This is a genomic window from Citrobacter sp. GW821-FHT07H02, assembly GCF_059418505.1.
In genome coordinates, this window is record NZ_JBWKPZ010000022.1 from 1 (window position 1) to 22,746 (window position 22,746).

The window sequence follows — 22,746 nt, forward strand, 5'->3', positions numbered from 1 at the left end:
TAGTTCAGTTGGTTAGAATACCTGCCTGTCACGCAGGGGGTCGCGGGTTCGAGTCCCGTCCGTTCCGCCACTTATTAGAAAATTAAGCCTGCTATCTTAGCAGGCTTAATGATAAGAAAATTTAGGGGCGTAGCTCAGTTGGTAGAGCACCGGTCTCCAAAACCGGGTGTCGCGAGTTCGAGTCTCTCCGCCCCTGCCAGAAATAATCCTTAGCATTTTTGCTAAGGATTTTTTTTGCCTGAAACTTGCCTGGAAGTAGTATCCGCATTACCTGTCATTGTATTTCACCCGGCATCCTTGCCAGATCCAACTACCTTAATCTTCCAGTACGTTTGTTTTTAGAAGATCGCGAATTAACGCATTTTTATCGCTATTTTGTAACCATATTGCATATAACGGTCGTGAAAGCGTTGAGCTATCGGTAACCGTGTGGAGTCCACCTTTCTCTTTAGCCCAGATCACCGGTAGCCAACTGCAGCCGTTGAGGGGAGAAAGTTGTTGCCGTGCGAGTTCTGCTGAACTGGTTGTGAGTACGGGGACTTCATCACTCGCAATCAATCCTGTTTCATTTTGTTGAAAGTCTGGGCCCCACTCAAGACGTAAGTAATTCAACTCGTCTTTTGTTCGTGATGGAGCGGTGCTGTAAAGCGCTAATGTGAAGTGGCCGAGAAGCTGGCTACTAAATTCGTCCATTTTGGGCGCTTCAGTGGTAATCAGAAGATCCAGTTGGCGCTCATGGAGTTGCTTAACTAACGACTGTCTCTGAGCGATTCTGGCCTCAAATTGCAGACTGGCTTGTGGATCCTGAGACTGGTACAGCCGCCCCAGCCAGTCATTTAGCATGCACTCCCAAAGAGAGGCGCTGGCACCGATAGAAAATTCATTATGCCGTGACGTATGTGCGACCTCTTTGCGTGCGGCCTGCCACGTGTTCATCAGTGTTTCTGCATAAGGCAGAAGCTTCTCTCCGGCCGCAGTTAAACGGATATTGTTTCTGTGGCGAGTGAACAGGTTCACGCCAAGCTGATTTTCCAGTTGTCTAATACGAAAACTTACTGCTGATTGAGTCAGATAGAGTGCTTCAGCTGCACGACCAAAGTGGCGTGTCCGACTCACTTCCAGGAAAGTTTTCAACAATTCCGTATCCACAATTCACTCCACAAAATTATTTGTCGTTATGATTTAAATCTTTTGTTTTACACTCTGTCAAGCGTAACTAATACTCCGCGCCATAAATAGCTCGGCCAAAGAATTAGGAGCGTGCAGGATGGCGGAAAGCTTTACGACGACTAATCGATATTTCGACAATAAGTATTATCCTCGCGGATTCTCTCGTCATGGTGATTTCACCATCAAAGAGGCACAACTGCTTGAACGTTATGGTTATGCCTTTAATGAGCTGGATCTGGGTAAACGTGAGCCAGTCACTGAAGAAGAAAAACTGTTTGTCGCGGTATGCCGTGGCGAACGTGAACCTGTTACAGAGGCTGAACGCGTTTGGTCTAAATACATGACGCGTATCAAGCGTCCCAAGCGTTTTCACACGCTGTCTGGTGGTAAGCCGCAGATGGAAGGCGCTGAAGATTACACCGAATCTGACGATTAATAAAAAAAGGGCATCTTGCCCTTTTTTTATGCCAGCAGTTTCTGCAGATGAATGAGCAGTCTGTCTATCGCCCGATAGCCGACAGCTTCTTGTAAGTGCTGTCGTTTAATACTGTCTGAGTGCTCTATATCGGCAATGGTACGTGCAACTTTCAGCAGTCGTTGCCAGGCGCGTACAGATAACCCCAACTGCAGCAGCGTTTCCTCAAGCCAGTGTGCATCATCACTGTGCAAATTGCAGTGCTTCCGAATTTCCTGAGTATTCATTTGCGCGTTTAATTTTCCCTGTCGTGTGTACTGACGTTCCTGGGCAGCGATAACACGTTGTTTAACCGTAAAACTATCTTCTCCTTTGGCTATCGACCGGCTAAGAATGCCAGGTGGTGGGAGTGGGATCTCGAGTGAAAGATCAAAGCGATCGAGAAAAGGACCGGATAGACGGTTGAGATAGCGCAGTGTCTGCTCAGGCGTACAGCGATTATGGTTTCCCTGATAGTGGCCTGTGGGACTGGGATTCATGGCGGCAATCAACTGGAAACGTGCTGGATAGGTAATTTTAGCTCGCGTGCGGGAAAGATGAATTTTCCCGGACTCAATGGGTTCCCGCAACGCGTCCAGCGTACGTCGTTCAAATTCTGGCAGTTCATCAAGAAACAGAATGCCATTGTGCGCCAGCGAGATTTCTCCTGGGGCGGGTATTGAGCCACCACCGACCATGGCGGCCAATGATGCACTGTGGTGAGGTGAGCGGAATGGGCGCTGCTTCCAGCGCTTTTGTACGGTGTCGGAATTGACCAGACTGAGAATCGCTGCGCTTTCCAGTGCTTCTTCGTTGCTGAGTGGCGGAAGCAGCCCATTTAAGCGACTGGCAAGCATCGTTTTTCCTGTCCCGGGAGGTCCTATCAGCAGCAAGTTATGACCACCCGCTGCAGTAATTTCCAGTCCTCGCTTTCCTTGTTCCTGGCCGATGACATCACTGAGGTCATCCGACGATGTGCCGGAAGCCAGATCTCCTGTTACAGGCCTTTCAAGCTCATGCTTACCTTCCAGAAATGCGCATACGGATTGTAAATGATCGGCTATCAGGCACCCCTCGCCACTGATTAAACCGACTTCAGCTGCATTGTCACTGGCGACAATAATCCTCCTGCCAGCACGAATCGCTTCTGTTGCGCTCGAAATCGCACCGGGAACGCCGCGTAATGCCCCTGTAAGCGCCAGTTCACCTACTAATTCATATTCGCTAAGCCTATGCGTTGTAAGCTGCTCTGATGCGGTCAGAAGCGCAACAGCGATCGGTAAATCATATCTCCCTCCCTCTTTGGGGAGATCGGCAGGGGCGAGGTTGATCGTGATTTTCTTCGCCGGAAATTCATACCCACTATTGATAATGGCGCTGCGCACCCTATCTCGAGCCTCTTTTACTGTGGTTTCAGGTAATCCCACCATGGTTAAACCAGGAAGGCCATTGCTGATATGGACCTCGATAGTTATAGGGGGGGCATTAACGCCAAGGGCGGCGCGAGTGTGAACAATCGAAAGTGACATAACTCCTCCTGATACAGTCATTATGTCGAAGATAATGATAACAATGTTTATCTAAATAACGACTTTTAGCGGCTGATTCATGAGTTTTTATGCAACCTTGAAACGGAAGGCCGATGAGCGGAATGCTGCTCGCAAAAGGGAAAATACGCGAGATTCTGGAGGGGAAGTGGCCGTTCTGTGGGAAATAATATGAAATATTTTCACTTTTTGTTTTTCTTATATAAAACAATATGTTTTTACTAAACCGTTAGCTGCGTCAGAAAAAAGAGAATAAAAATATCTTGTGTTATTTGCGATATCTATGGTAACTCTTTAGGTATTCCTTCGAACAAGATGCAAGAATATACGAAAATGACAGCCCTTCTACGAGTGATTAGCCTGGTCGTGATTAGCGTGGTGGTGATTATTATCCCACCGTGCGGGGCTGCACTTGGACGAGGAAAGGCTTAGAAATCAAGCCTTAACGAACTAAGACCCCCGCACCGAAAGGTCCGGGGGTTTTTTTTGACCTTAAAAACATAACCGAGGAGCAGAAAATGAATAACAGCATAAAATTCTGTTTCTCTAAATTTATGGCGGGGAAGTAACTATGAATGGGGCGCAATGGGTAGTACATGCTTTGCGAGCACAGGGTGTTAAAACCGTTTTTGGTTATCCCGGTGGCGCAATTATGCCGGTTTACGATGCGTTGTATGACGGCGGCGTGGAACACCTGTTGTGCCGACACGAGCAAGGGGCTGTTATGGCAGCCATCGGGTATGCGCGTTCGACCGGTAAAACCGGCGTCTGTATCGCAACCTCCGGACCAGGGGCGACCAATCTGATCACCGGTCTGGCTGATGCGCTGTTAGATTCCGTTCCCGTTGTCGCCATCACTGGCCAGGTTTCTGCGCCCTTCATTGGCACTGATGCATTTCAGGAAGTGGACGTGTTAGGGCTGTCCCTGGCCTGTACCAAACACAGCTTCCTGGTGCCGTCGCTAGAAGAGTTACCCCGCATCATGGCCGACGCCTTCAGGATCGCGAATTCTGGACGACCAGGACCCGTTCTGGTTGATATCCCTAAAGATATCCAGCTGGCCAGCGGTAGTCTTGAGCCCTATTTCTCCACTGTGAAAAATGATGTTACGTTCCCGCACGCTGATGTTGAGCAGGCGTGTCGAATGATAGCGCAAGCGCAAAAACCGATGCTGTACGTCGGGGGCGGTGTGGGGATGGCGCAGGCGGTACCCGCGTTGCGTGAATTTCTCGACGCGACTCGCATGCCAGTCACCTGCACGTTGAAAGGGCTTGGCGCTGTCGATGCAGACTATCCGTATTATCTTGGCATGCTGGGGATGCATGGCACGAAAGCGGCAAACTTTGCGGTGCAGGAATGCGATCTGCTGGTGGCGGTCGGTGCACGTTTTGATGACCGGGTGACTGGCAAGCTGAATACCTTCGCGCCAAATGCCTGCGTAATCCACATGGATATCGATCCCGCCGAAATGAACAAGCTTCGTCAGGCGCACGTCGCCCTTCAGGGCGATCTGAATACATTGCTGCCTGCTCTGCAGCAGTCGTTGAATATTGAGGACTGGCGTCAACATTGCGCTCAACTGCGCACCGAGCATAGCTGGCGCTATGATCACCCTGGTGAGGCTATCTATGCCCCGCTGTTGTTAAAGCAGTTGTCAGATCGTAAACCGGCAGACAGCGTCGTGACGACGGATGTTGGGCAACATCAGATGTGGTCGGCGCAGCATATGACCTATACCCGTCCGGAAAACTTTATCACCTCCAGCGGCCTGGGTACGATGGGCTTCGGCCTGCCAGCGGCGGTGGGCGCGCAAGTGGCGCGACCGGATGACACTGTTATCTGTATCTCCGGTGACGGTTCCTTCATGATGAATGTGCAGGAGCTGGGCACCGTAAAACGCAAGCAGTTACCGTTGAAAATCGTCTTACTCGATAATCAACGTTTAGGGATGGTACGACAATGGCAGCAGCTGTTTTTTCAGGAACGCTATAGCGAAACTACCCTTACCGATAATCCCGATTTCCTCATGTTAGCCAGCGCCTTCGGCATTCCTGGCCAACACATCACCCGTAAAGACCAGGTTGAAGCGGCACTCGACACCATGCTGAACAGTGAGGGGCCTTACCTGCTTCATGTCTCAATCGACGAGCTTGAGAATGTCTGGCCCCTGGTGCCCCCCGGTGCCAGTAACTCAGAAATGCTGGAGAAATTATCATGATGCAACATCAGGTTAATGTGGCGGCGCGTTTCAGTCCGGAAACGTTAGAGCGTGTTTTACGTGTGGTACGTCATCGCGGTTTTCAGGTGTGCGCTATGAATATGGAAACAGCCAGCGATGCGCAGAATATAAATATCGAATTGACCGTTGCCAGCCCCCGGTCGGTCGACTTACTGTTTAGTCAGTTAAGTAAACTGGTAGACGTTGCACATGTTGCCATTTGCCAGAGCACAACCACATCACAACAGATCCGCGCCTGAGCGCAAAAGGAAGAAAAATGACGACGAAAAAAGCTGATTACATTTGGTCCAATGGCGAGATGATTCGTTGGGAAGATGCGAAAGTTCACGTAATGTCCCACGCGTTGCACTACGGTACTTCAGTGTTTGAAGGGATCCGTTGCTACGATTCTCACAAAGGACCTGTGGTGTTCCGCCATCGCGAACACATGCAGCGCCTTCGCGACTCAGCAAAAATTTATCGTTTCCCGGTGACTCAGAGCGTTGATGAGTTAATGGAAGCCTGCCGCGCCGTTATCCGCAAAAACAATCTGACCAGCGCGTATATCCGCCCACTGGTCTTTGTGGGCGATGTGGGGATGGGCGTTAACCCACCTGCGGGATACACCACTGATGTGATCATCGCCGCGTTCCCGTGGGGAGCCTATCTGGGCGCTGAAGCGCTGGAGCAGGGGATCGATGCGATGGTTTCTTCCTGGAACCGCGTTGCGCCAAACACCATTCCGACCGCGGCAAAAGCGGGCGGTAACTATCTTTCTTCTCTGCTGGTGGGTAGCGAAGCGCGTCGCCACGGTTATCAGGAAGGGATTGCGCTGGATGTGAACGGCTACATTTCCGAAGGCGCAGGCGAGAACCTGTTTGAAGTGAAAGATGGCATTCTGTTCACCCCGCCGTTCACCTCATCCGCGCTGCCGGGCATTACGCGTGATGCGATCATCAAGCTGGCGAAAGAGCTGGATATCGAAGTGCGTGAGCAAGTGCTGTCCCGTGAATCACTGTATCTGGCGGATGAAGTGTTCATGTCCGGAACCGCAGCAGAAATCACGCCAGTTCGCAGTGTAGACGGCATCCAGGTGGGTGAAGGTCGCTGTGGCCCGGTCACCAAACGCATCCAGCAAGCATTCTTTGGCCTCTTCACCGGTGAAACGGAAGATAAATGGGGCTGGTTGGATCAGGTTAATCCATAAATATAAATTCGGGACGGCACGCACCGTCCCGCTAAATAGTCAGACGGGAGTAAATAAAGCATGCCTAAGTATCGTTCCGCTACCACCACCCATGGCCGTAATATGGCGGGGGCCCGCGCACTGTGGCGCGCAACCGGGATGACCGACGCCGATTTCGGCAAGCCGATTATTGCGGTTGTAAACTCGTTTACCCAGTTTGTGCCGGGCCATGTGCACCTGCGCGACCTCGGTAAACTGGTTGCTGAACAGATTGAAGCGGCAGGCGGTGTTGCCAAAGAGTTCAACACCATTGCGGTGGACGACGGTATCGCCATGGGCCACGGGGGTATGCTTTATTCACTGCCGTCTCGCGAGCTGATCGCCGACTCTGTTGAGTATATGGTCAACGCCCATTGCGCTGACGCGATGGTCTGCATCTCCAACTGCGACAAAATAACCCCGGGGATGCTGATGGCCTCCCTGCGCCTGAACATTCCGGTGATCTTTGTCTCCGGCGGCCCGATGGAAGCCGGGAAAACCAAACTCTCCGATCAAATCATCAAGCTCGACCTGGTTGACGCGATGATTCAGGGGGCGGACCCGAAAGTCTCCGACGAGCAGAGCGATCAGGTAGAACGCTCCGCGTGTCCGACCTGCGGCTCCTGTTCTGGCATGTTCACCGCCAACTCAATGAACTGTCTGACCGAAGCGCTGGGCCTGTCTCAGCCAGGCAACGGCTCGCTGCTGGCGACCCACGCCGACCGTAAACAGCTGTTCCTGAATGCCGGTACTCGCATCGTTGAACTGACCAAACGCTACTACGAGCAGGACGACGAAAGCGCCTTGCCGCGCAATATTGCCAACAAAGCCGCGTTCGAAAACGCGATGACCCTGGACATCGCCATGGGCGGCTCCACCAACACCGTTCTGCATCTGCTGGCGGCGGCGCAGGAAGCGGAAATCGACTTCACCATGAGTGATATCGACAAGCTCTCCCGCAAAGTCCCTCAGCTGTGTAAAGTCGCGCCGAGTACGCAGAAATACCATATGGAAGACGTGCACCGCGCGGGCGGCGTACTGGGGATTCTGGGCGAACTGGATCGTGCCAAACTGCTTAACCGCGACGTGAAAAACGTGCTCGGTCTGACGCTGCCGCAAACCCTTGAGCAATACGACGTTGTTGTGACGCAGGACGACGCCGTGAAAACCATGTTCCGCGCAGGGCCTGCGGGTATCCGCACCACCCAGGCATTCTCGCAGGATTGCCGCTGGGATACGCTGGATGATGACCGCGCGAATGGCTGTATCCGCTCTCTGGAGCATGCTTACAGCAAAGACGGCGGCCTGGCCGTGCTGTACGGAAACTTCGCGGAAAACGGCTGTATCGTCAAAACCGCAGGCGTCGACGACAGCATCCTCAAATTCACTGGCCCGGCCAAAGTCTACGAAAGCCAGGATGATGCGGTAGACGCTATCCTCGGTGGCAAAGTGGTCGCTGGCGATGTGGTTGTCATCCGCTACGAAGGCCCGAAAGGTGGTCCGGGGATGCAGGAGATGCTTTACCCCACCACGTTCCTGAAATCGATGGGCCTCGGCAAAGCTTGTGCACTGGTGACCGACGGTCGTTTCTCTGGCGGCACTTCCGGCCTTTCTATTGGCCACGTTTCTCCGGAAGCGGCGAGCGGCGGCAATATTGCGATCATTGAAGACGGCGATCTGATCGAAATTGATATCCCGAATCGCGGCATCCAACTGCAACTGAGCGAGCAGGAAATTGCGGCTCGTCGTGAGGCGCAGGAAGCCCGTGGCGATAAAGCCTGGACGCCGAAGAACCGTGAACGTCAGGTCTCCTTTGCCCTGCGTGCCTATGCCAGCCTGGCGACCAGCGCCGACAAAGGTGCGGTGCGCGATAAATCGAAGCTGGGGGGCTAATGATGGCTGACTCGCAACCCCTGTCTGGCACCCCTGAGGGTGCCGAATATCTCAGAGCGGTGCTACGCGCACCGGTCTACGAAGCAGCGCAGGTCACGCCGCTGCAAAAAATGGAAAAACTTTCGTCGCGCCTTGATAACGTGATCCTGGTGAAACGCGAAGACCGCCAGCCGGTGCACAGCTTCAAGCTGCGTGGGGCTTACGCCATGATGGCGGGGTTGACGGAAGAACAGAAAGCGCAGGGTGTGATCACTGCTTCCGCGGGTAACCACGCGCAAGGCGTGGCGTTTTCCTCCGCGCGTTTAGGTGTAAAAGCGCTGATTGTCATGCCAACCGCCACCGCCGACATCAAAGTCGATGCGGTGCGCGGTTTCGGCGGCGAAGTGTTGCTGCACGGCGCCAATTTTGATGAGGCGAAAGCCAAAGCGATTGAGTTGTCGCAGCAGCAAGGCTTCACCTGGGTGCCGCCGTTCGATCATCCGATGGTGATTGCTGGCCAGGGCACGCTGGCGCTGGAACTGCTGCAACAAGACGCCCACCTGGACCGCGTGTTTGTGCCGGTCGGCGGCGGCGGACTGGCGGCGGGCGTGGCGGTGCTGATCAAGCAACTGATGCCGCAAATTAAAGTTATTGCCGTAGAAGCGGAAGACTCCGCCTGCCTGAAGGCGGCGCTGGAAGCTGGTCATCCGGTGGATCTGCCGCGCGTAGGTTTATTTGCTGAGGGCGTGGCGGTCAAACGCATTGGCGATGAAACCTTCCGTCTGTGCCAGGAGTATCTCGACGACATCATCACTGTCGACAGCGATGCTATCTGTGCGGCGATGAAAGATCTGTTCGAAGATGTGCGTGCGGTGGCGGAACCGTCAGGCGCGCTGGCGCTGGCGGGGATGAAAAAGTACATCGCTCAGCACAATATCCGTGGCGAACGGCTGGCCCATGTCCTTTCCGGCGCTAACGTTAACTTCCATGGCCTGCGCTACGTGTCCGAACGCTGCGAGCTGGGCGAGCAACGAGAAGCCCTGCTGGCGGTCACTATCCCGGAAGAGAAGGGCAGCTTCCTGAAGTTCTGCCAGCTACTCGGCGGGCGTTCGGTCACCGAGTTCAACTACCGCTTTGCCGATGCTAAAGATGCCTGCATTTTCGTGGGCGTGCGTCTGAGCCGAGGTTTGGAAGAGCGTAAAGAAATTCTGCAACTGCTCAAGGACGGCGGTTACAGCGTGGTCGATCTCTCCGATGATGAAATGGCGAAGCTGCACGTACGCTATATGGTCGGCGGACGCCCATCGAAACCGCTCAAGGAACGCCTCTACAGTTTCGAATTTCCGGAATCACCGGGGGCGTTGCTGCGCTTCCTCAACACACTGGGCACACACTGGAACATCTCGTTGTTCCACTACCGCAGCCATGGCACCGACTACGGACGTGTACTGGCGGCGTTCGAGTTGGGCGATCATGAACCGGATTTCGAAACCCGGCTCAATGAGCTGGGCTACGACTGCCACGATGAGACGCAAAACCCGGCGTTCAGGTTCTTTTTGGCGGGTTAATACCAATGGCTTTTGTAGGCTGGATAAGGCGCTTGCGCCGCCATCCGGCAAATCCCGCCCAATGGCGCTACGCTTATCGGGCCTACAAAGCTAGTGGTTCGGCAAAATCGCCCAAAACGCGTCAATAAGCGGCTCATGCAGCCGCTTTTTTTGTGCGCAGACGCCAAGTTCGAACGGTGTTTTTTCATCGCTGCGCTCCAGAATCATCACGCGGTTGCGCACCGGCTCCGGGCTGTTTTCCAGCACCACTTCCGGCAGCAGCGCTACACCGCAGCCGAGCGCCACCATCGAAACCATCGCTTCATGGCCTCCCACCGTGGCGTAAATCAAAGGATTGCTGATCTTGTTGCGCCGGAACCACAGCTCAATACGGCGGCGTACCGGTCCCTGGTCGGCCATGATAAATGGAATTGTCGACCAGTCCGGGATATCTACCGAAACTTGATTACGCACCGGGCAGGGCAGTGCGGGTGCGATCAACACCACCGCCAGATTTTCCAGCATCGAAAAGGCCACCGCGCCGGGCAGCGTTTCCGGTTTGCCGGCAATCGCCAGATCCGCTTCGCCTGTTACCACTTTTTCCATCGCATCGGCGGCATCACCGGTCGTGAGCTTAATTTCCACCGACGGATGTTCCGCGCGGAAGCGATCGAGAATCGGCGGCAGATGGCTGTAGGCGGCGGTCACCGAGCAGAAGATATGCAATTCGCCAGAAAGCGACGGCCCTTGCTGATCGATGGTATGGCGCAGTTGCTGATACTGCAGCAACGTTTGCTGGGCAAAGACGCGTAACTCTTCACCTGCTTCGGTCAGCGTCACGGTGCGGTTGTCACGCACAAACAGCGGCTGACCGAGATCTTCTTCCAGGCGCTGAATCTGCCGGGAAAGCGTCGAGGGGCTGACGTGCATCGCCCGCGCGCTGCGGCCAAAATGGCGGCTCTCCGCCAGATGCAGAAAGGTTTTCAGATCGCGTAAATCCACAGATCGCACTCCACTCGTTTATATTGCAGAAATTGCAACGTGACGTTGTGAATATATCAATTTCCGCAATAAATTTCCTGTTGTAATGTGGTTCCATTCTCGCAAAACGCGAACCGAACAATAAAGCACGACAACACAACATCACGGAGTTCACCATGGCTAACTACTTCAACACACTGAACCTGCGCCAGCAGCTGGCACAGCTGGGCAAATGTCGCTTTATGGGTCGCGACGAATTCGCCGATGGCGCGAGCTACCTTCAGGGTAAAAAAGTGGTCATCGTTGGCTGCGGCGCTCAGGGTTTGAACCAGGGCCTGAACATGCGTGATTCCGGTCTGGATATCTCTTACGCCCTGCGTAAAGAAGCGATTGCTGAGAAACGCGCCTCCTGGCGTAAAGCGACCGAAAACGGCTTCAAATGCGGTACTTACGAAGAGCTGATCCCACAGGCGGACCTGGTCGTTAACCTGACGCCAGACAAACAGCACTCCGACGTGGTGCGTTCCGTACAGCCGCTGATGAAAGACGGCGCGGCGCTGGGTTACTCTCACGGTTTCAACATCGTTGAAGTAGGCGAGCAGATTCGTAAAGACATTACCGTCGTGATGGTTGCGCCGAAGTGCCCGGGTACCGAAGTACGTGAAGAGTACAAACGTGGTTTCGGCGTACCGACCCTGATCGCCGTTCACCCGGAAAACGATCCAAAAGGCGAAGGCATGGCGATTGCCAAAGCCTGGGCCGCAGCAACTGGCGGTCACCGTGCGGGTGTACTGGAATCTTCCTTCGTGGCAGAAGTGAAATCTGACCTGATGGGCGAACAGACCATTCTGTGCGGTATGTTGCAGGCAGGTTCTCTGCTGTGCTTCGATAAGCTGGTGGAAGAAGGCACCGATCCGGCATATACCGAAAAACTGATTCAGTTCGGTTGGGAAACCATCACCGAAGCCCTGAAACAGGGCGGTATTACTCTGATGATGGACCGCCTGTCCAACCCGGCGAAACTGCGTGCTTACGCGCTGTCAGAACAACTGAAAGAGATCATGGCGCCGCTGTTCCAGAAGCACATGGACGACATCATCTCCGGCGAATTCTCCTCCGGCATGATGGCTGACTGGGCTAACGACGATAAGAAACTGCTGACCTGGCGTGAAGAGACCGGCAAAACCGCGTTTGAAACCGCACCGCAGTTTGAAGGCAAAATCGGTGAGCAGGAGTACTTCGATAAAGGTGTGCTGATGATCGCGATGGTGAAAGCGGGCGTTGAGCTGGCGTTCGAAACCATGGTGGATTCCGGCATCATCGAAGAGTCTGCTTACTACGAATCCCTGCACGAGCTGCCGCTGATTGCGAACACTATCGCCCGTAAGCGTCTGTATGAAATGAACGTGGTTATCTCTGATACCGCTGAATACGGTAACTACCTGTTCTCATACGCTTGCGTACCGTTGCTGAAATCGTTCATGACTGAAATTCAGCCGGGCGACCTGGGCAAAGCCATTGCCGAAGGTGCAGTCGATAACGCGCAGTTGCGTGATGTGAACGAAGCGATTCGCAACCATGCGATCGAGAAAGTGGGCCAGAAACTGCGTGGCTATATGACTGATATGAAACGTATTGCTGTTGCCGGATAAGGCATAGCACGAATTGCCGGATGGCGGCGTAAACGCCTTATCCGGCCTACAAAAAAAGCCCGAAGGTTCAGACCTCGGGCTTTTTGTTAGTTACGGTACAGCACCTTAATGATGTGGTAACCGAACTGGGTGTGCAGCGGGCCGGTTGGCTCCAGCACCGGGCAGGAGAAAACCACTTTATCGAACGCCGGGACCATCTGACCCTGACGGAATTCACCTAAGTGGCCGCCTTTTTTGCCTGACGGGCAGGTAGAGTGTTTCTTCGCCAGTTTCTCGAAGTCTGCACCGTTTTTAATTTGTTCCAGAAGATCCAGAGCCAGTTTCTCTTCTTTAACAAGGATATGCAGTGCTGCTGCTGTTTTTGCCATGATATGCGCCTTCAAAGGGGTCAATAAGGCTGGCAATTTTAGCATGCGTTATCGGCGATATAACACCTTGATGATGTGATAGCCAAATTTGGTTTTCACCGGCCCATAGGGTTTCAACAACGGGCAACTGAAGACCGCGGCATCAAACGGTCCCACCATCATACCCTGCTTAAATTCGCCCAAATCGCCACCGTTGCGACCAGACGGGCAGCGCGAATAGCGCTTTGCCAGATGATCAAAACTGATGCCGCGTTCCAGTTTGGCGAGGATCTCAAGGGCGAGTTTTTCGGTTTTTACCAGGATATGCAGGGCGGCGGCGCTCTTTGCCATGGTGATTTTCTCATCGTGTTTGTGCTGCCAACACTTTACCATTCGGCGGGTAAATCTCAGCGCAACTTTCTGCTACAATCCTCCCCCCGTTCGAAGATTGAGCAATACTCCTATGCGTTTAAACCCCGGCCAACAACACGCTGTTGAATTCGTCACCGGACCCTGCCTGGTGCTGGCGGGGGCAGGTTCTGGCAAAACACGCGTTATCACGAACAAGATTGCCCACCTCATTCGTGGCTGTGGGTATCAGGCGCGCCACATTGCTGCAGTGACCTTTACCAACAAGGCTGCGCGTGAGATGAAAGAACGTGTCGGGCAGACGCTGGGGCGCAAAGAAGCGCGCGGCCTGATGATTTCCACTTTCCATACGCTGGGGCTGGACATCATCAAGCGGGAGTACGCTGCGCTGGGGATGAAATCCAACTTCTCGCTGTTTGACGACACCGATCAGGTTGCGTTGTTGAAGGATCTGACCGAAGGGCTGATCGAAGACGATAAAGTGATGCTGCAACAGCTGATCTCGACGATCTCTAACTGGAAAAACGATCTGAAAACCCCTGCCCAGGCGGCAGCTAGTGCGAAAGGCGAACGCGATCGTATCTTCGCACACTGCTACGGTCTGTACGATGCGCATATGAAAGCCTGTAACGTCCTCGACTTTGATGACCTGATCCTGCTGCCCACGCTGCTGCTGCAACGTAATGAAGAGGTGCGTGAGCGCTGGCAAAACAAGATCCGCTACTTGCTGGTGGATGAATATCAGGATACCAACACCAGCCAGTACGAACTGGTGAAGTTGTTGGTGGGCCAACGCGCGCGCTTTACGGTGGTGGGGGATGACGATCAGTCAATCTACTCCTGGCGCGGTGCCCGCCCGCAAAACCTGGTGCTGCTGAGCCAGGATTTCCCGGCGTTGCAGGTGATTAAACTCGAGCAGAACTACCGTTCCTCCGGGCGCATCCTGAAGGCGGCAAATATCCTCATCGCCAACAATCCGCACGTCTTTGAAAAGCGTCTCTTTTCCGAGCTGGGTTATGGCGCCGAGCTTAAAGTGTTGAGTGCGAACAATGAAGAGCATGAAGCCGAGCGCGTCACCGGCGAGCTTATCGCCCACCACTTTGTGAATAAAACCGAATACAAGGATTACGCCATTCTGTACCGCGGGAATCACCAGTCGCGGGTGTTTGAAAAATTCCTCATGCAGAACCGGATCCCGTACAAAATTTCCGGCGGCACGTCGTTCTTCTCCCGCCCGGAGATTAAAGATCTGCTTGCCTACCTGCGCGTTTTGACCAATCCGGACGATGACAGCGCGTTTTTGCGCATTGTGAACACCCCAAAACGCGAAATCGGTTCGGCCACGCTGCAAAAACTGGGCGAGTGGGCGATGACCCGCAACAAGAGTCTGTTTACCGCCAGCTTTGATATGGGGCTTAGTCAGACATTGACCGGGCGCGGGTATGATTCGTTAACCCGTTTTACGCAGTGGCTGGGCGAAATTCAGCGCCTGGCGGAGCGTGAGCCGATTGCGGCAGTACGCGACCTTATTCACGGCATCGACTATGAATCCTGGTTGTATGAAACCTCGCCGAGTCAAAAAGCGGCGGAGATGCGCATGAAAAACGTCAACCAGCTGTTTAGCTGGATGACGGAAATGCTGGAAGGCAGTGAAATTGATGAACCGATGACGCTTACCCAGGTGGTGACGCGCTTTACGCTGCGCGACATGATGGAACGTGGCGAAAGTGAAGAGGAGTTAGATCAGGTTCAACTGATGACGTTGCATGCTTCAAAAGGCCTCGAATTTCCGTATGTCTTTATGGTGGGGATGGAAGAGGGCTTTCTGCCGCACCAGAGCAGTATTGATGAAGATAATATCGATGAAGAGCGCCGTCTGGCCTATGTGGGGATCACTCGTGCACAGAAAGAGCTTATCTTCACACTGTGCAAAGAACGCCGTCAGTACGGCGAGCTGGTTCGGCCTGAACCGAGTCGTTTTCTGTTGGAGCTGCCGCAGGACGATCTCATTTGGGAGCAGGAACGTAAAGTCGTGACGGCCGAAGAGCGGATGCAGAAAGGGCAGAACCATCTGGCTAATTTGAAAGCGATGATGGCGGCAAAGAGAGCGAAATAGTTGGCCGGATAAGCGTTAGCGCCACCCGGCAAAAGCGTCTTACAACACGTCCAGCGGCCAGTGGACATAGCTTTGCCACTGGCTTTCTTGATCAACAAGCTCTTTACCCAGTGGATGGTGCGCAAACCAACCTTCGGGGAGAATTAACGTCAGATTTTCATTCTGTGCCTGCAACACAATATCAGGCACCAGATCGTCGCGTCGACGACTGGCAAAAATAATTGCCAGACGCAGTAAGCGACAAAGATGCTCTGCCACGCGCGGCGGCACCGCGTTTTGCTGGTGGAGTGACGAGAGATCGACAGGGTTGGTCTGATTTAATAATAACGTTGCCAGCAATTTCTTTTGCGCAGGCGTAAAGCCCGGTAAATCAAGATTGCGCACCAGGTAGGCCGCATGTTGTGGCGCTTGCCTGAAATCGACGCTTAACCCAATCTCATGCAACTGACAGGCGCTGATCAATATTTCGCGGCTGATCAGTTCAATATGCCACTCACTCTCCACCTGATCGAGGAAAGAGGCAGCGAGATTCGCGACGCGGTTTGCCTGTTCGGTATCGACCATAAATCGCCGCTGAACGTTACGCAGCGTGCGACTGCGAATATCCTGTTCGACGGCCAGATGCAGCATACCGTAGACAAGACCTTCACGCAGCGCACCGCCGGCAAGGGTCATGCACTGAATGTTCAGTTCGGTGAAAATGGCAATTAGAATGGCGAGACCGCTGGGGAAGACTAATGCGCGCTCAAGCGTTAATCCTTCAATTTCCAGCTCTTCCAGACGGCCGCAATGAATGGCTCGCTGCTTTAACTGTTGGAGCTTCGCCAGCGTAATTCGCTCATCCATGCCCTGCGCCATCATGATTTCTTGTAGCGCTTGCACTGTGCCAGAGGCACCCACACACACTTTCCAGCCATGATAGCGCAACTCATCAGCAACGGGACGCAGCACTTCGCGTGCGGCTTTTTCCGCCTCATCAAAATTTTCTTGCGCCAGGTTGCGGTCGGTAAAGTAACGCTCAAGCCAGGTAACGCAACCCATCGACAAACTAAACAGAGAGGTGGTTTGCGCACCGGTACCGGTGACCATTTCAGTACTGGCACCGCCGATATCTACCACCAGACGCTGGTCGGCGCCGCCGGTGGTATGGGCGACACCCTGATAAATCAGACGGGCTTCTTCTTCACCGCTAATCACCTGAATGGGACAACCAAGGATATCTTGTGCTTTGGCAATAAACTCGCCCGCATTGACGGCAAGGCGCAATGTTGCCGTTGCGACCACGCGGATTTGCGGTTGGGGAATATCCTGCAGGCGTTCAGCAAACAGACGCAGGCACTGCCAGCCGCGCTCCATTGCCTCTGCAGAAAGGGCATTATCACTGTTCAGCCCAGCAGCCAGACGCACCTTGCGCTTGATGCGGGTAAGCGTCTGGATGCTTCCAGCCACCTCGCGTACAACCAGCATATGAAAACTATTGGAACCGAGATCGATAGCTGCATAAAGCGACGAGGTGGAGCTGAGCATATTTTCTTAACCTGAACGACGACGGTTACGAGGCGCGCCGGTGCGGCGTGGTCCGTTGCCAGGGCGTGAACGCGTCAAACGCAGTGGCTTAGGCAAATCGGTCATCAGCGCGTCCGGATTGTATTTGCTCACCGGAATAGAGTGACCAATGTAGGTCTCAATGGCGGGCAGATTCAACGCGTACTCTTCGCAGGCCAGGCTGATGGAATGACCGCTTGCGCCAGCACGACCCGTACGACCGATACGGTGGACGTAGTCTTCACAGTCATCCGGCAGATCGTAGTTAAAGACGTGCGTCACCGCAGGAATGTGCAGACCGCGCGCTGCAACGTCAGTCGCTACCAGAATATCGAGGTCACCACGGGTAAATTCCTCGAGAATGCGCAGGCGTTTTTTCTGCGCCACGTCGCCGGTCAACAGACCCACGCGATGGCCATCAGCGGCAAGGCTACCCCAGATATCTTCGCAACGGTGTTTGGTGTTGGCGAAAACAATGGCGCGATCTGGCCACTCTTCTTCGATCAGCGTTTGCAGTAAACGCATCTTTTCTTCATTAGAAGGGTAGAAAAGCTCTTCTTTAATGCGGTGACCCGTTTTTTGTTCCGGCTCAACTTCAACGTATTCGGCGTTGTTCATCTGCTCGAACGCCAGTTCGCGTACGCGGTAAGACAGGGTGGCGGAGAACAACATGTTCAGGCGCTGAGTGGCTGGCGGCATGCGGCGGAACAGCCAACGGATATCTTTAATAAAGCCCAGATCGTACATGCGATCGGCTTCATCAAGCACGACGACCTGAATGGCGCCAAGGTTGATATGATTCTGTTTCGCATAGTCGATCAGACGACCGGTGGTGCCGATCAGAATATCGACGCCGCTTTCCAGCACTTTAAGCTGTTTGTCGTAACCGTCGCCGCCGTAAGCCAGACCTAACTTCAGGCCGGTCGTTTGTGCCAGCGGTTCCGCATCAGCGTGGATCTGCACGGCTAATTCGCGCGTCGGCGCCATAATTAGCGCGCGCGGCTGGTTCACCTTGCGATCGCCAATTGCGGGATGAGAGAGAAGATAATGAAACGTCGACGTCAGAAACGCCATCGTTTTCCCGGTACCGGTTTGCGCCTGCCCTGCAACATCACGACCTGCCAGCGTTAGCGGGAGGGCCAGTGCCTGAATGGGCGTGCAGTTATGAAACCCTTTATTTTCAAGGGCTTCTATCACCTTAGGGTGCAGGGCGAAGTCGGAAAACTTCTGTTCTGTTAAATGTGTTTTGCTCATAGTGTGGTAGAATATCAGCTTACTATTGCTTTACGAAAGCGTATCCGGTGAAATAAAGTCAACCTTTAGTTGGTTAATGCTACACCAACACGCCAGGCTTATTCCTGTGGAGTTATATATGAGCGATAAAATTATTCACCTGACTGACGACAGTTTTGACACGGATGTACTCAAAGCGGACGGGGCGATCCTCGTTGATTTCTGGGCAGAGTGGTGCGGACCGTGCAAAATGATCGCCCCGATTCTGGATGAAATCGCTGACGAATATCAGGGCAAATTGACGGTTGCTAAACTGAACATCGACCAGAACCCAGGCACTGCGCCGAAGTATGGTATCCGTGGCATCCCGACCCTGCTGCTGTTCAAGAATGGTGAAGTGGCTGCAACCAAAGTGGGCGCTCTGTCCAAAGGTCAGCTGAAAGAGTTCCTCGACGCCAACCTGGCGTAAGGAAATATCATGTTCGGGCGACCAGCATCCTAAATTATGCGGATGACTGGACGCCCGGCTTGAGTCATGCTAAGTTAGTGTTGACTTCGTATTAAACATACCTTATTAAGTTTGAATCTAGTTTTATCCAATACTTCCCGTTTTATCTCACGCGAGAAGTGGACAGATTCCTGGCTTGTCACTCAATCCGTCTTGTCGTTTCAGTTCTGTGTACTTTCCTGTGACCAGACAGCGAACAGACATGAGTTGATGGCCGTAAACAGGCATGGATGATCCTGCCATACCATTCACAACATTAAGTTCGAGATTTACCCCAAGTTTAAGAACTCACACCATTATGAATCTTACCGAATTAAAGAATACGCCGGTTTCTGAGCTGATCACTCTCGGCGAAAATATGGGGCTGGAAAACCTGGCTCGTATGCGCAAGCAGGACATTATTTTTGCCATCCTGAAGCAGCACGCAAAGAGTGGCGAAGATATCTTTGGTGACGGTGTGCTGGAGATATTGCAGGATGGATTTGGTTTCCTCCGCTCTGCAGACAGCTCCTACCTCGCCGGTCCTGATGACATCTACGTTTCCCCCAGCCAAATCCGTCGTTTCAACCTCCGCACTGGTGATACCATTTCTGGTAAGATTCGTCCGCCGAAAGAAGGCGAACGCTACTTTGCGCTGTTGAAAGTTAACGAAGTTAACTATGACAAACCGGAGAACGCCCGTAATAAAATCCTGTTTGAGAACTTAACCCCGCTGCACGCAAACTCTCGTCTGCGTATGGAACGTGGTAATGGTTCAACAGAAGATTTGACCGCTCGCGTACTGGATCTGGCTTCGCCTATTGGTCGTGGTCAGCGTGGTCTGATTGTGGCGCCGCCGAAAGCCGGTAAAACGATGCTGCTGCAGAACATTGCACAGAGCATTGCGTACAATCACCCGGACTGCGTGCTGATGGTTCTGCTGATCGACGAACGTCCGGAAGAAGTGACTGAGATGCAGCGTCTGGTTAAAGGTGAAGTGGTTGCTTCCACCTTTGACGAGCCGGCATCTCGCCACGTTCAGGTTGCGGAAATGGTGATCGAGAAGGCGAAACGCCTGGTCGAGCACAAGAAAGACGTTATCATTCTGCTCGACTCCATCACCCGTCTGGCGCGTGCTTACAACACCGTGGTACCGGCTTCCGGTAAAGTGCTGACCGGTGGTGTGGATGCCAACGCCCTGCACCGTCCGAAACGCTTCTTCGGTGCCGCGCGTAACGTGGAAGAGGGCGGTAGCCTGACCATCATCGCCACGGCGCTGATTGATACCGGCTCCAAAATGGACGAAGTCATCTACGAAGAGTTTAAAGGTACAGGTAACATGGAACTGCACCTCTCTCGTAAGATCGCTGAAAAACGCGTCTTCCCGGCAATCGACTACAACCGTTCTGGTACCCGTAAAGAAGAGCTGCTCACCACTCAGGAAGAGCTGCAGAAGATGTGGATCCTGCGCAAAATCATTCACCCAATGGGCGAAATCGATGCAATGGAATTCCTCATCAATAAACTGGCGATGACCAAAACCAACGACGACTTCTTCGATATGATGAAACGCTCGTAAGTCAGTTTTTACCCGAAAACGCCACGTTTTTACGTGGCGTTTTTCATTTATATCTGTAATCTTAACGACACATTTACAAAAGTACGGTATCACATGCCGTTGCTTTGCGTTTCATTCGTAATTTGTACCGTGTGGTTGATAATTATACAAAAGCACCTGATTCAGCACAGGGTTTCCCTTCTGAATAAAGGTCTTCATGGTTATACTTCTGCTATTAATTTTCTCTGAGAGCATGCATTGTGAATTTACTTACAGTGAGTACTGATCTCATCAGTATTTTTTTATTCACGACACTGTTCCTGTTTTTTGCCCGTAAGGTGGCAAAAAAGGTCGGTTTAGTGGATAAACCCAACTTCCGCAAACGTCACCAGGGACTGATACCGTTGGTTGGTGGAATTTCGGTTTACGCAGGCATTTGCTTCACCTTCGGAATTGTTGATTATTACATTCCACATGCTTCTCTCTATCTGGCTTGTGCTGGCGTGCTGGTCTTTATTGGCGCACTTGACGATCGCTTTGATATCAGCGTAAAAATTCGCGCCACTATTCAGGCCGCTATCGGCATCGTCATGATGGTCGCCGGTCAACTTTATTTACGTAGCCTGGGATATATTTTTGGACCCTGGGAGATGGTGCTCGGTCCTTTCGGTTATTTTCTCACGCTGTTCGCCGTATGGGCGGCCATTAATGCCTTTAACATGGTCGATGGCATTGACGGATTGCTCGGCGGGCTTTCCAGCGTCTCGTTCGCGGCAATGGGGCTTATCCTGTGGTTTGATGGACAGACAAGCCTGGCGATTTGGTGTTTTGCGATGATTGCCGCCATCCTGCCTTACATTATGCTGAACCTGGGGATTCTGGGGCGCCGCTACAAAGTCTTTATGGGCGATGCGGGCAGTACGCTGATTGGTTTCACCGTCATTTGGGTTCTGCTGGAAACAACACAGGGGAAGACACACCCGATAAGCCCGGTAACGGCGCTATGGATTATTGCCATTCCATTGATGGACATGGTGGCGATCATGTACCGACGCTTGCGTAAAGGGATGAGTCCCTTCTCTCCCGATCGCCAACACATTCATCATTTGATCATGCGAGCAGGGTTTACTTCCCGACAGGCTTTTGTGCTTATTACGCTGGCTGCGGCGATTCTGGCATCCATCGGCGTTGCGGCAGAATATTCTCATTTTGTCCCTGAATGGGTCATGTTGGTGCTCTTTTTGCTAGCATTCTTCCTTTACGGTTACTGTATTAAGCGTGCCTGGAAGGTGGCAAGATTTATCAAGCGTGTGAAGCGCAGACTCCGTAGGAACCGTGATACCAAGCCAAACTTAACCAAGTAAATTGAGGATACGATGACACAACCATTACCGGGGGCACACGCTGTGAGCGCTGAAAATGAACTGGATATTCGTGGGTTGTTTCGTACCTTATGGGCTGGAAAACTATGGATTGTGGGCACTGCGTTGGTCTTTGCGCTGGTTGCGTTAGCCTACACTTTTTTTGCTCGTCAGGAGTGGAGCGCAACCGCTATCTCAGACCGTCCAACCGTCAATATGCTGGGAGGGTATTACTCTCAGCAACAGTTCTTACGTAATCTGGACGTCAAGGCGAGCGTTGCGCCACTCGATCAACCTTCAGTCATGGATGAAGCGTATAAAGAGTTCGTGATGCAGTTAGCCTCCTGGGATACGCGTCGCGATTTCTGGTTACAGACGGATTATTACAAGCAGCGCATGGTCGGAAACAGCAAAGCCGATGCGGCAATGCTGGATGAGATGATCAACAATATTCTGTTTACCCCAGGCGACGTTGCCCGCAATACCAATGACAGTGTAAAGCTGGTGGCGGAGACGGCTCCTGATGCCAATAATTTGCTGCGACAGTATGTTGCATTTGCCAGTCAGCGGGCGGCAAGTCACCTCAACGAAGAATTAAAAGGGGCATGGGCAGCGCGTACGGTACAAATGAAAGCGCAGGTGAAACGCCAGGAAGAGGTCGCCAAAGCTATTTTCTCTCGTCGTGCTCACAGCATTGAACAAGCGCTTAAAATCGCAGAACAACATAATATTTCTCGCACTTCTACCGATATTCCTGCCGATGAATTGCCCGATTCTGAGCTATTTTTGCTTGGACGTCCGATGTTGCAGGCTCGACTTGAAAACCTGCAGGCCGTCGGCCCCGCGTTCGATCTGGATTACTTCCAAAACCGGGCAATGTTGAACACACTGAATGTAGGTCCAACTCTGGACCCGCGTTTTCAGACCTATCGTTATTTGCGTACGCCGGAAGAACCGGTAAAACGTGATAGCCCACGCCGTGCCTTCCTGATGATTATGTGGGGCATTGTGGGAGGGCTGATCGGTGCTGGTGTCGCACTAACCCGTCGCCGCACGATTTAGCA

General features: G+C 52.9%; 22 protein-coding genes and 1 tRNA gene. 16 read left to right on the forward strand and 7 right to left on the reverse strand.

Annotated features, from left to right (window positions below; translation table 11 throughout):
• Positions 1-123: 123 nt before the first annotated feature.
• Positions 124-199: transfer RNA gene (locus AC07NP_RS18580), tRNA-Trp, on the forward strand.
• 116 nt (positions 200-315) lie between these two features.
• On the opposite strand, the gene hdfR is transcribed toward AC07NP_RS18580, so the two are convergent.
• Positions 316-1,149 carry an HTH-type transcriptional regulator HdfR gene (hdfR, locus tag AC07NP_RS18585; RefSeq protein ID WP_494661362.1) on the reverse strand — a complete coding sequence of 278 codons (834 nt, stop codon included), beginning with the start codon at positions 1,147-1,149 and terminating at the stop codon, positions 316-318.
• A 118-nt stretch (positions 1,150-1,267) separates the two neighbouring features.
• Here hdfR and maoP point away from each other — a divergent pair, with 118 nt between their 5' ends.
• Entirely contained in the window at positions 1,268-1,606 is a 339-nt protein-coding gene (gene maoP / locus AC07NP_RS18590; RefSeq protein ID WP_162380306.1) for a macrodomain Ori organization protein MaoP, read from the forward strand.
• A gap of 26 nt (positions 1,607-1,632) precedes the next feature.
• Here maoP and AC07NP_RS18595 read toward each other — a convergent pair whose 3' ends face one another.
• A complete protein-coding gene (locus AC07NP_RS18595) occupies positions 1,633-3,153 on the reverse strand; it encodes a YifB family Mg chelatase-like AAA ATPase (RefSeq protein ID WP_494661363.1) in 1,521 nt (506 codons plus the stop codon).
• A gap of 351 nt (positions 3,154-3,504) precedes the next feature.
• Here AC07NP_RS18595 and ilvL point away from each other — a divergent pair, with 351 nt between their 5' ends.
• The 7 genes from ilvL (at position 3,505) to ilvA (ending at position 10,054) form a co-directional block, all read left to right on the forward strand.
• Complete coding sequence (ilvL, locus tag AC07NP_RS18600) at positions 3,505-3,603, forward strand: ilv operon leader peptide (protein ID WP_001311244.1); 99 nt, start codon at positions 3,505-3,507, stop codon at positions 3,601-3,603.
• A gap of 86 nt (positions 3,604-3,689) precedes the next feature.
• The gene (gene ilvX / locus AC07NP_RS18605; protein ID WP_203361354.1) at positions 3,690-3,740 is read left to right on the forward strand and encodes a peptide IlvX; all 51 of its coding nucleotides are present in this window, start codon (positions 3,690-3,692) and stop codon (positions 3,738-3,740) included.
• Positions 3,741-3,742: 2 nt separating this feature from the next.
• Positions 3,743-5,389, forward strand: coding sequence for an acetolactate synthase 2 catalytic subunit (gene ilvG / locus AC07NP_RS18610; RefSeq protein WP_494661364.1), 1,647 nt, complete (start codon positions 3,743-3,745; stop codon positions 5,387-5,389).
• Positions 5,386-5,649, forward strand: coding sequence for an acetolactate synthase 2 small subunit (gene ilvM, locus AC07NP_RS18615; protein WP_192613994.1), 264 nt, complete (start codon positions 5,386-5,388; stop codon positions 5,647-5,649). The genes ilvG and ilvM overlap by 4 nt, the downstream gene beginning before the upstream one ends.
• 17 nt (positions 5,650-5,666) lie before the next feature.
• Positions 5,667-6,596 carry a branched-chain amino acid transaminase gene (locus AC07NP_RS18620; RefSeq protein ID WP_192613993.1) on the forward strand — a complete coding sequence of 310 codons (930 nt, stop codon included), beginning with the start codon at positions 5,667-5,669 and terminating at the stop codon, positions 6,594-6,596.
• 60 nt (positions 6,597-6,656) lie between these two features.
• Positions 6,657-8,507, forward strand: coding sequence for a dihydroxy-acid dehydratase (gene ilvD / locus AC07NP_RS18625; protein ID WP_490469179.1), 1,851 nt, complete (start codon positions 6,657-6,659; stop codon positions 8,505-8,507).
• A 2-nt stretch (positions 8,508-8,509) separates the two neighbouring features.
• A complete protein-coding gene (gene ilvA / locus AC07NP_RS18630) occupies positions 8,510-10,054 on the forward strand; it encodes a threonine ammonia-lyase, biosynthetic (protein WP_494661401.1) in 1,545 nt (514 codons plus the stop codon).
• Positions 10,055-10,144: 90 nt separating this feature from the next.
• Here the strand turns inward: ilvA and ilvY are convergent, their stop codons facing one another.
• On the reverse strand, positions 10,145-11,035 hold the full coding sequence (ilvY, locus tag AC07NP_RS18635) for an HTH-type transcriptional activator IlvY (RefSeq protein WP_192613991.1): 891 nt from the start codon (positions 11,033-11,035) through the stop codon (positions 10,145-10,147).
• Positions 11,036-11,190: 155 nt separating this feature from the next.
• On the opposite strand from ilvY, the gene ilvC reads away from it, so the two are divergent.
• On the forward strand, positions 11,191-12,666 hold the full coding sequence (gene ilvC, locus AC07NP_RS18640; protein WP_494661365.1) for a ketol-acid reductoisomerase: 1,476 nt from the start codon (positions 11,191-11,193) through the stop codon (positions 12,664-12,666).
• 86 nt (positions 12,667-12,752) lie between these two features.
• Here ilvC and ppiC (AC07NP_RS18645) read toward each other — a convergent pair whose 3' ends face one another.
• Positions 12,753-13,034: a peptidylprolyl isomerase PpiC gene (gene ppiC / locus AC07NP_RS18645; RefSeq protein WP_015960967.1), complete on the reverse strand. Its 282-nt coding sequence runs from the start codon at positions 13,032-13,034 to the stop codon at positions 12,753-12,755.
• 48 nt (positions 13,035-13,082) lie between these two features.
• Positions 13,083-13,364, reverse strand: coding sequence for a peptidylprolyl isomerase PpiC (ppiC, locus tag AC07NP_RS18650; RefSeq protein WP_192613989.1), 282 nt, complete (start codon positions 13,362-13,364; stop codon positions 13,083-13,085).
• A gap of 112 nt (positions 13,365-13,476) precedes the next feature.
• Between ppiC (AC07NP_RS18650) and rep the strand changes: the two genes are divergently transcribed.
• Positions 13,477-15,498 (forward strand): DNA helicase Rep, encoded by a 2,022-nt coding sequence (rep, locus tag AC07NP_RS18655; RefSeq protein WP_494661366.1) that lies wholly within the window; start codon positions 13,477-13,479, stop codon positions 15,496-15,498.
• A 39-nt stretch (positions 15,499-15,537) separates the two neighbouring features.
• Here rep and gppA read toward each other — a convergent pair whose 3' ends face one another.
• Positions 15,538-17,025, reverse strand: a complete 1,488-nt coding sequence (gppA, locus tag AC07NP_RS18660; protein WP_203359476.1) for a guanosine-5'-triphosphate,3'-diphosphate diphosphatase — start codon at positions 17,023-17,025, stop codon at positions 15,538-15,540.
• Between the two features lie 6 nt (positions 17,026-17,031).
• The gene (gene rhlB / locus AC07NP_RS18665) at positions 17,032-18,297 is read right to left on the reverse strand and encodes an ATP-dependent RNA helicase RhlB (protein ID WP_494661367.1); all 1,266 of its coding nucleotides are present in this window, start codon (positions 18,295-18,297) and stop codon (positions 17,032-17,034) included.
• A gap of 118 nt (positions 18,298-18,415) precedes the next feature.
• Here rhlB and trxA point away from each other — a divergent pair, with 118 nt between their 5' ends.
• The 5 genes from trxA (at position 18,416) to wzzE (ending at position 22,744) form a co-directional block, all read left to right on the forward strand.
• Positions 18,416-18,745 (forward strand): thioredoxin TrxA, encoded by a 330-nt coding sequence (gene trxA, locus AC07NP_RS18670; protein ID WP_001280776.1) that lies wholly within the window; start codon positions 18,416-18,418, stop codon positions 18,743-18,745.
• 130 nt (positions 18,746-18,875) lie between these two features.
• Positions 18,876-18,995, forward strand: a complete 120-nt coding sequence (locus tag AC07NP_RS18675; RefSeq protein WP_162380372.1) for a rho operon leader peptide — start codon at positions 18,876-18,878, stop codon at positions 18,993-18,995.
• Positions 18,996-19,082: 87 nt separating this feature from the next.
• Positions 19,083-20,342 (forward strand): transcription termination factor Rho, encoded by a 1,260-nt coding sequence (rho, locus tag AC07NP_RS18680; protein ID WP_002437993.1) that lies wholly within the window; start codon positions 19,083-19,085, stop codon positions 20,340-20,342.
• Positions 20,343-20,581: 239 nt separating this feature from the next.
• Positions 20,582-21,685 carry a UDP-N-acetylglucosamine--undecaprenyl-phosphate N-acetylglucosaminephosphotransferase gene (wecA, locus tag AC07NP_RS18685; protein WP_203359474.1) on the forward strand — a complete coding sequence of 368 codons (1,104 nt, stop codon included), beginning with the start codon at positions 20,582-20,584 and terminating at the stop codon, positions 21,683-21,685.
• Positions 21,686-21,697: 12 nt separating this feature from the next.
• Positions 21,698-22,744: an ECA polysaccharide chain length modulation protein gene (wzzE, locus tag AC07NP_RS18690; protein ID WP_494661368.1), complete on the forward strand. Its 1,047-nt coding sequence runs from the start codon at positions 21,698-21,700 to the stop codon at positions 22,742-22,744.
• Positions 22,745-22,746 lie beyond the last annotated feature (2 nt).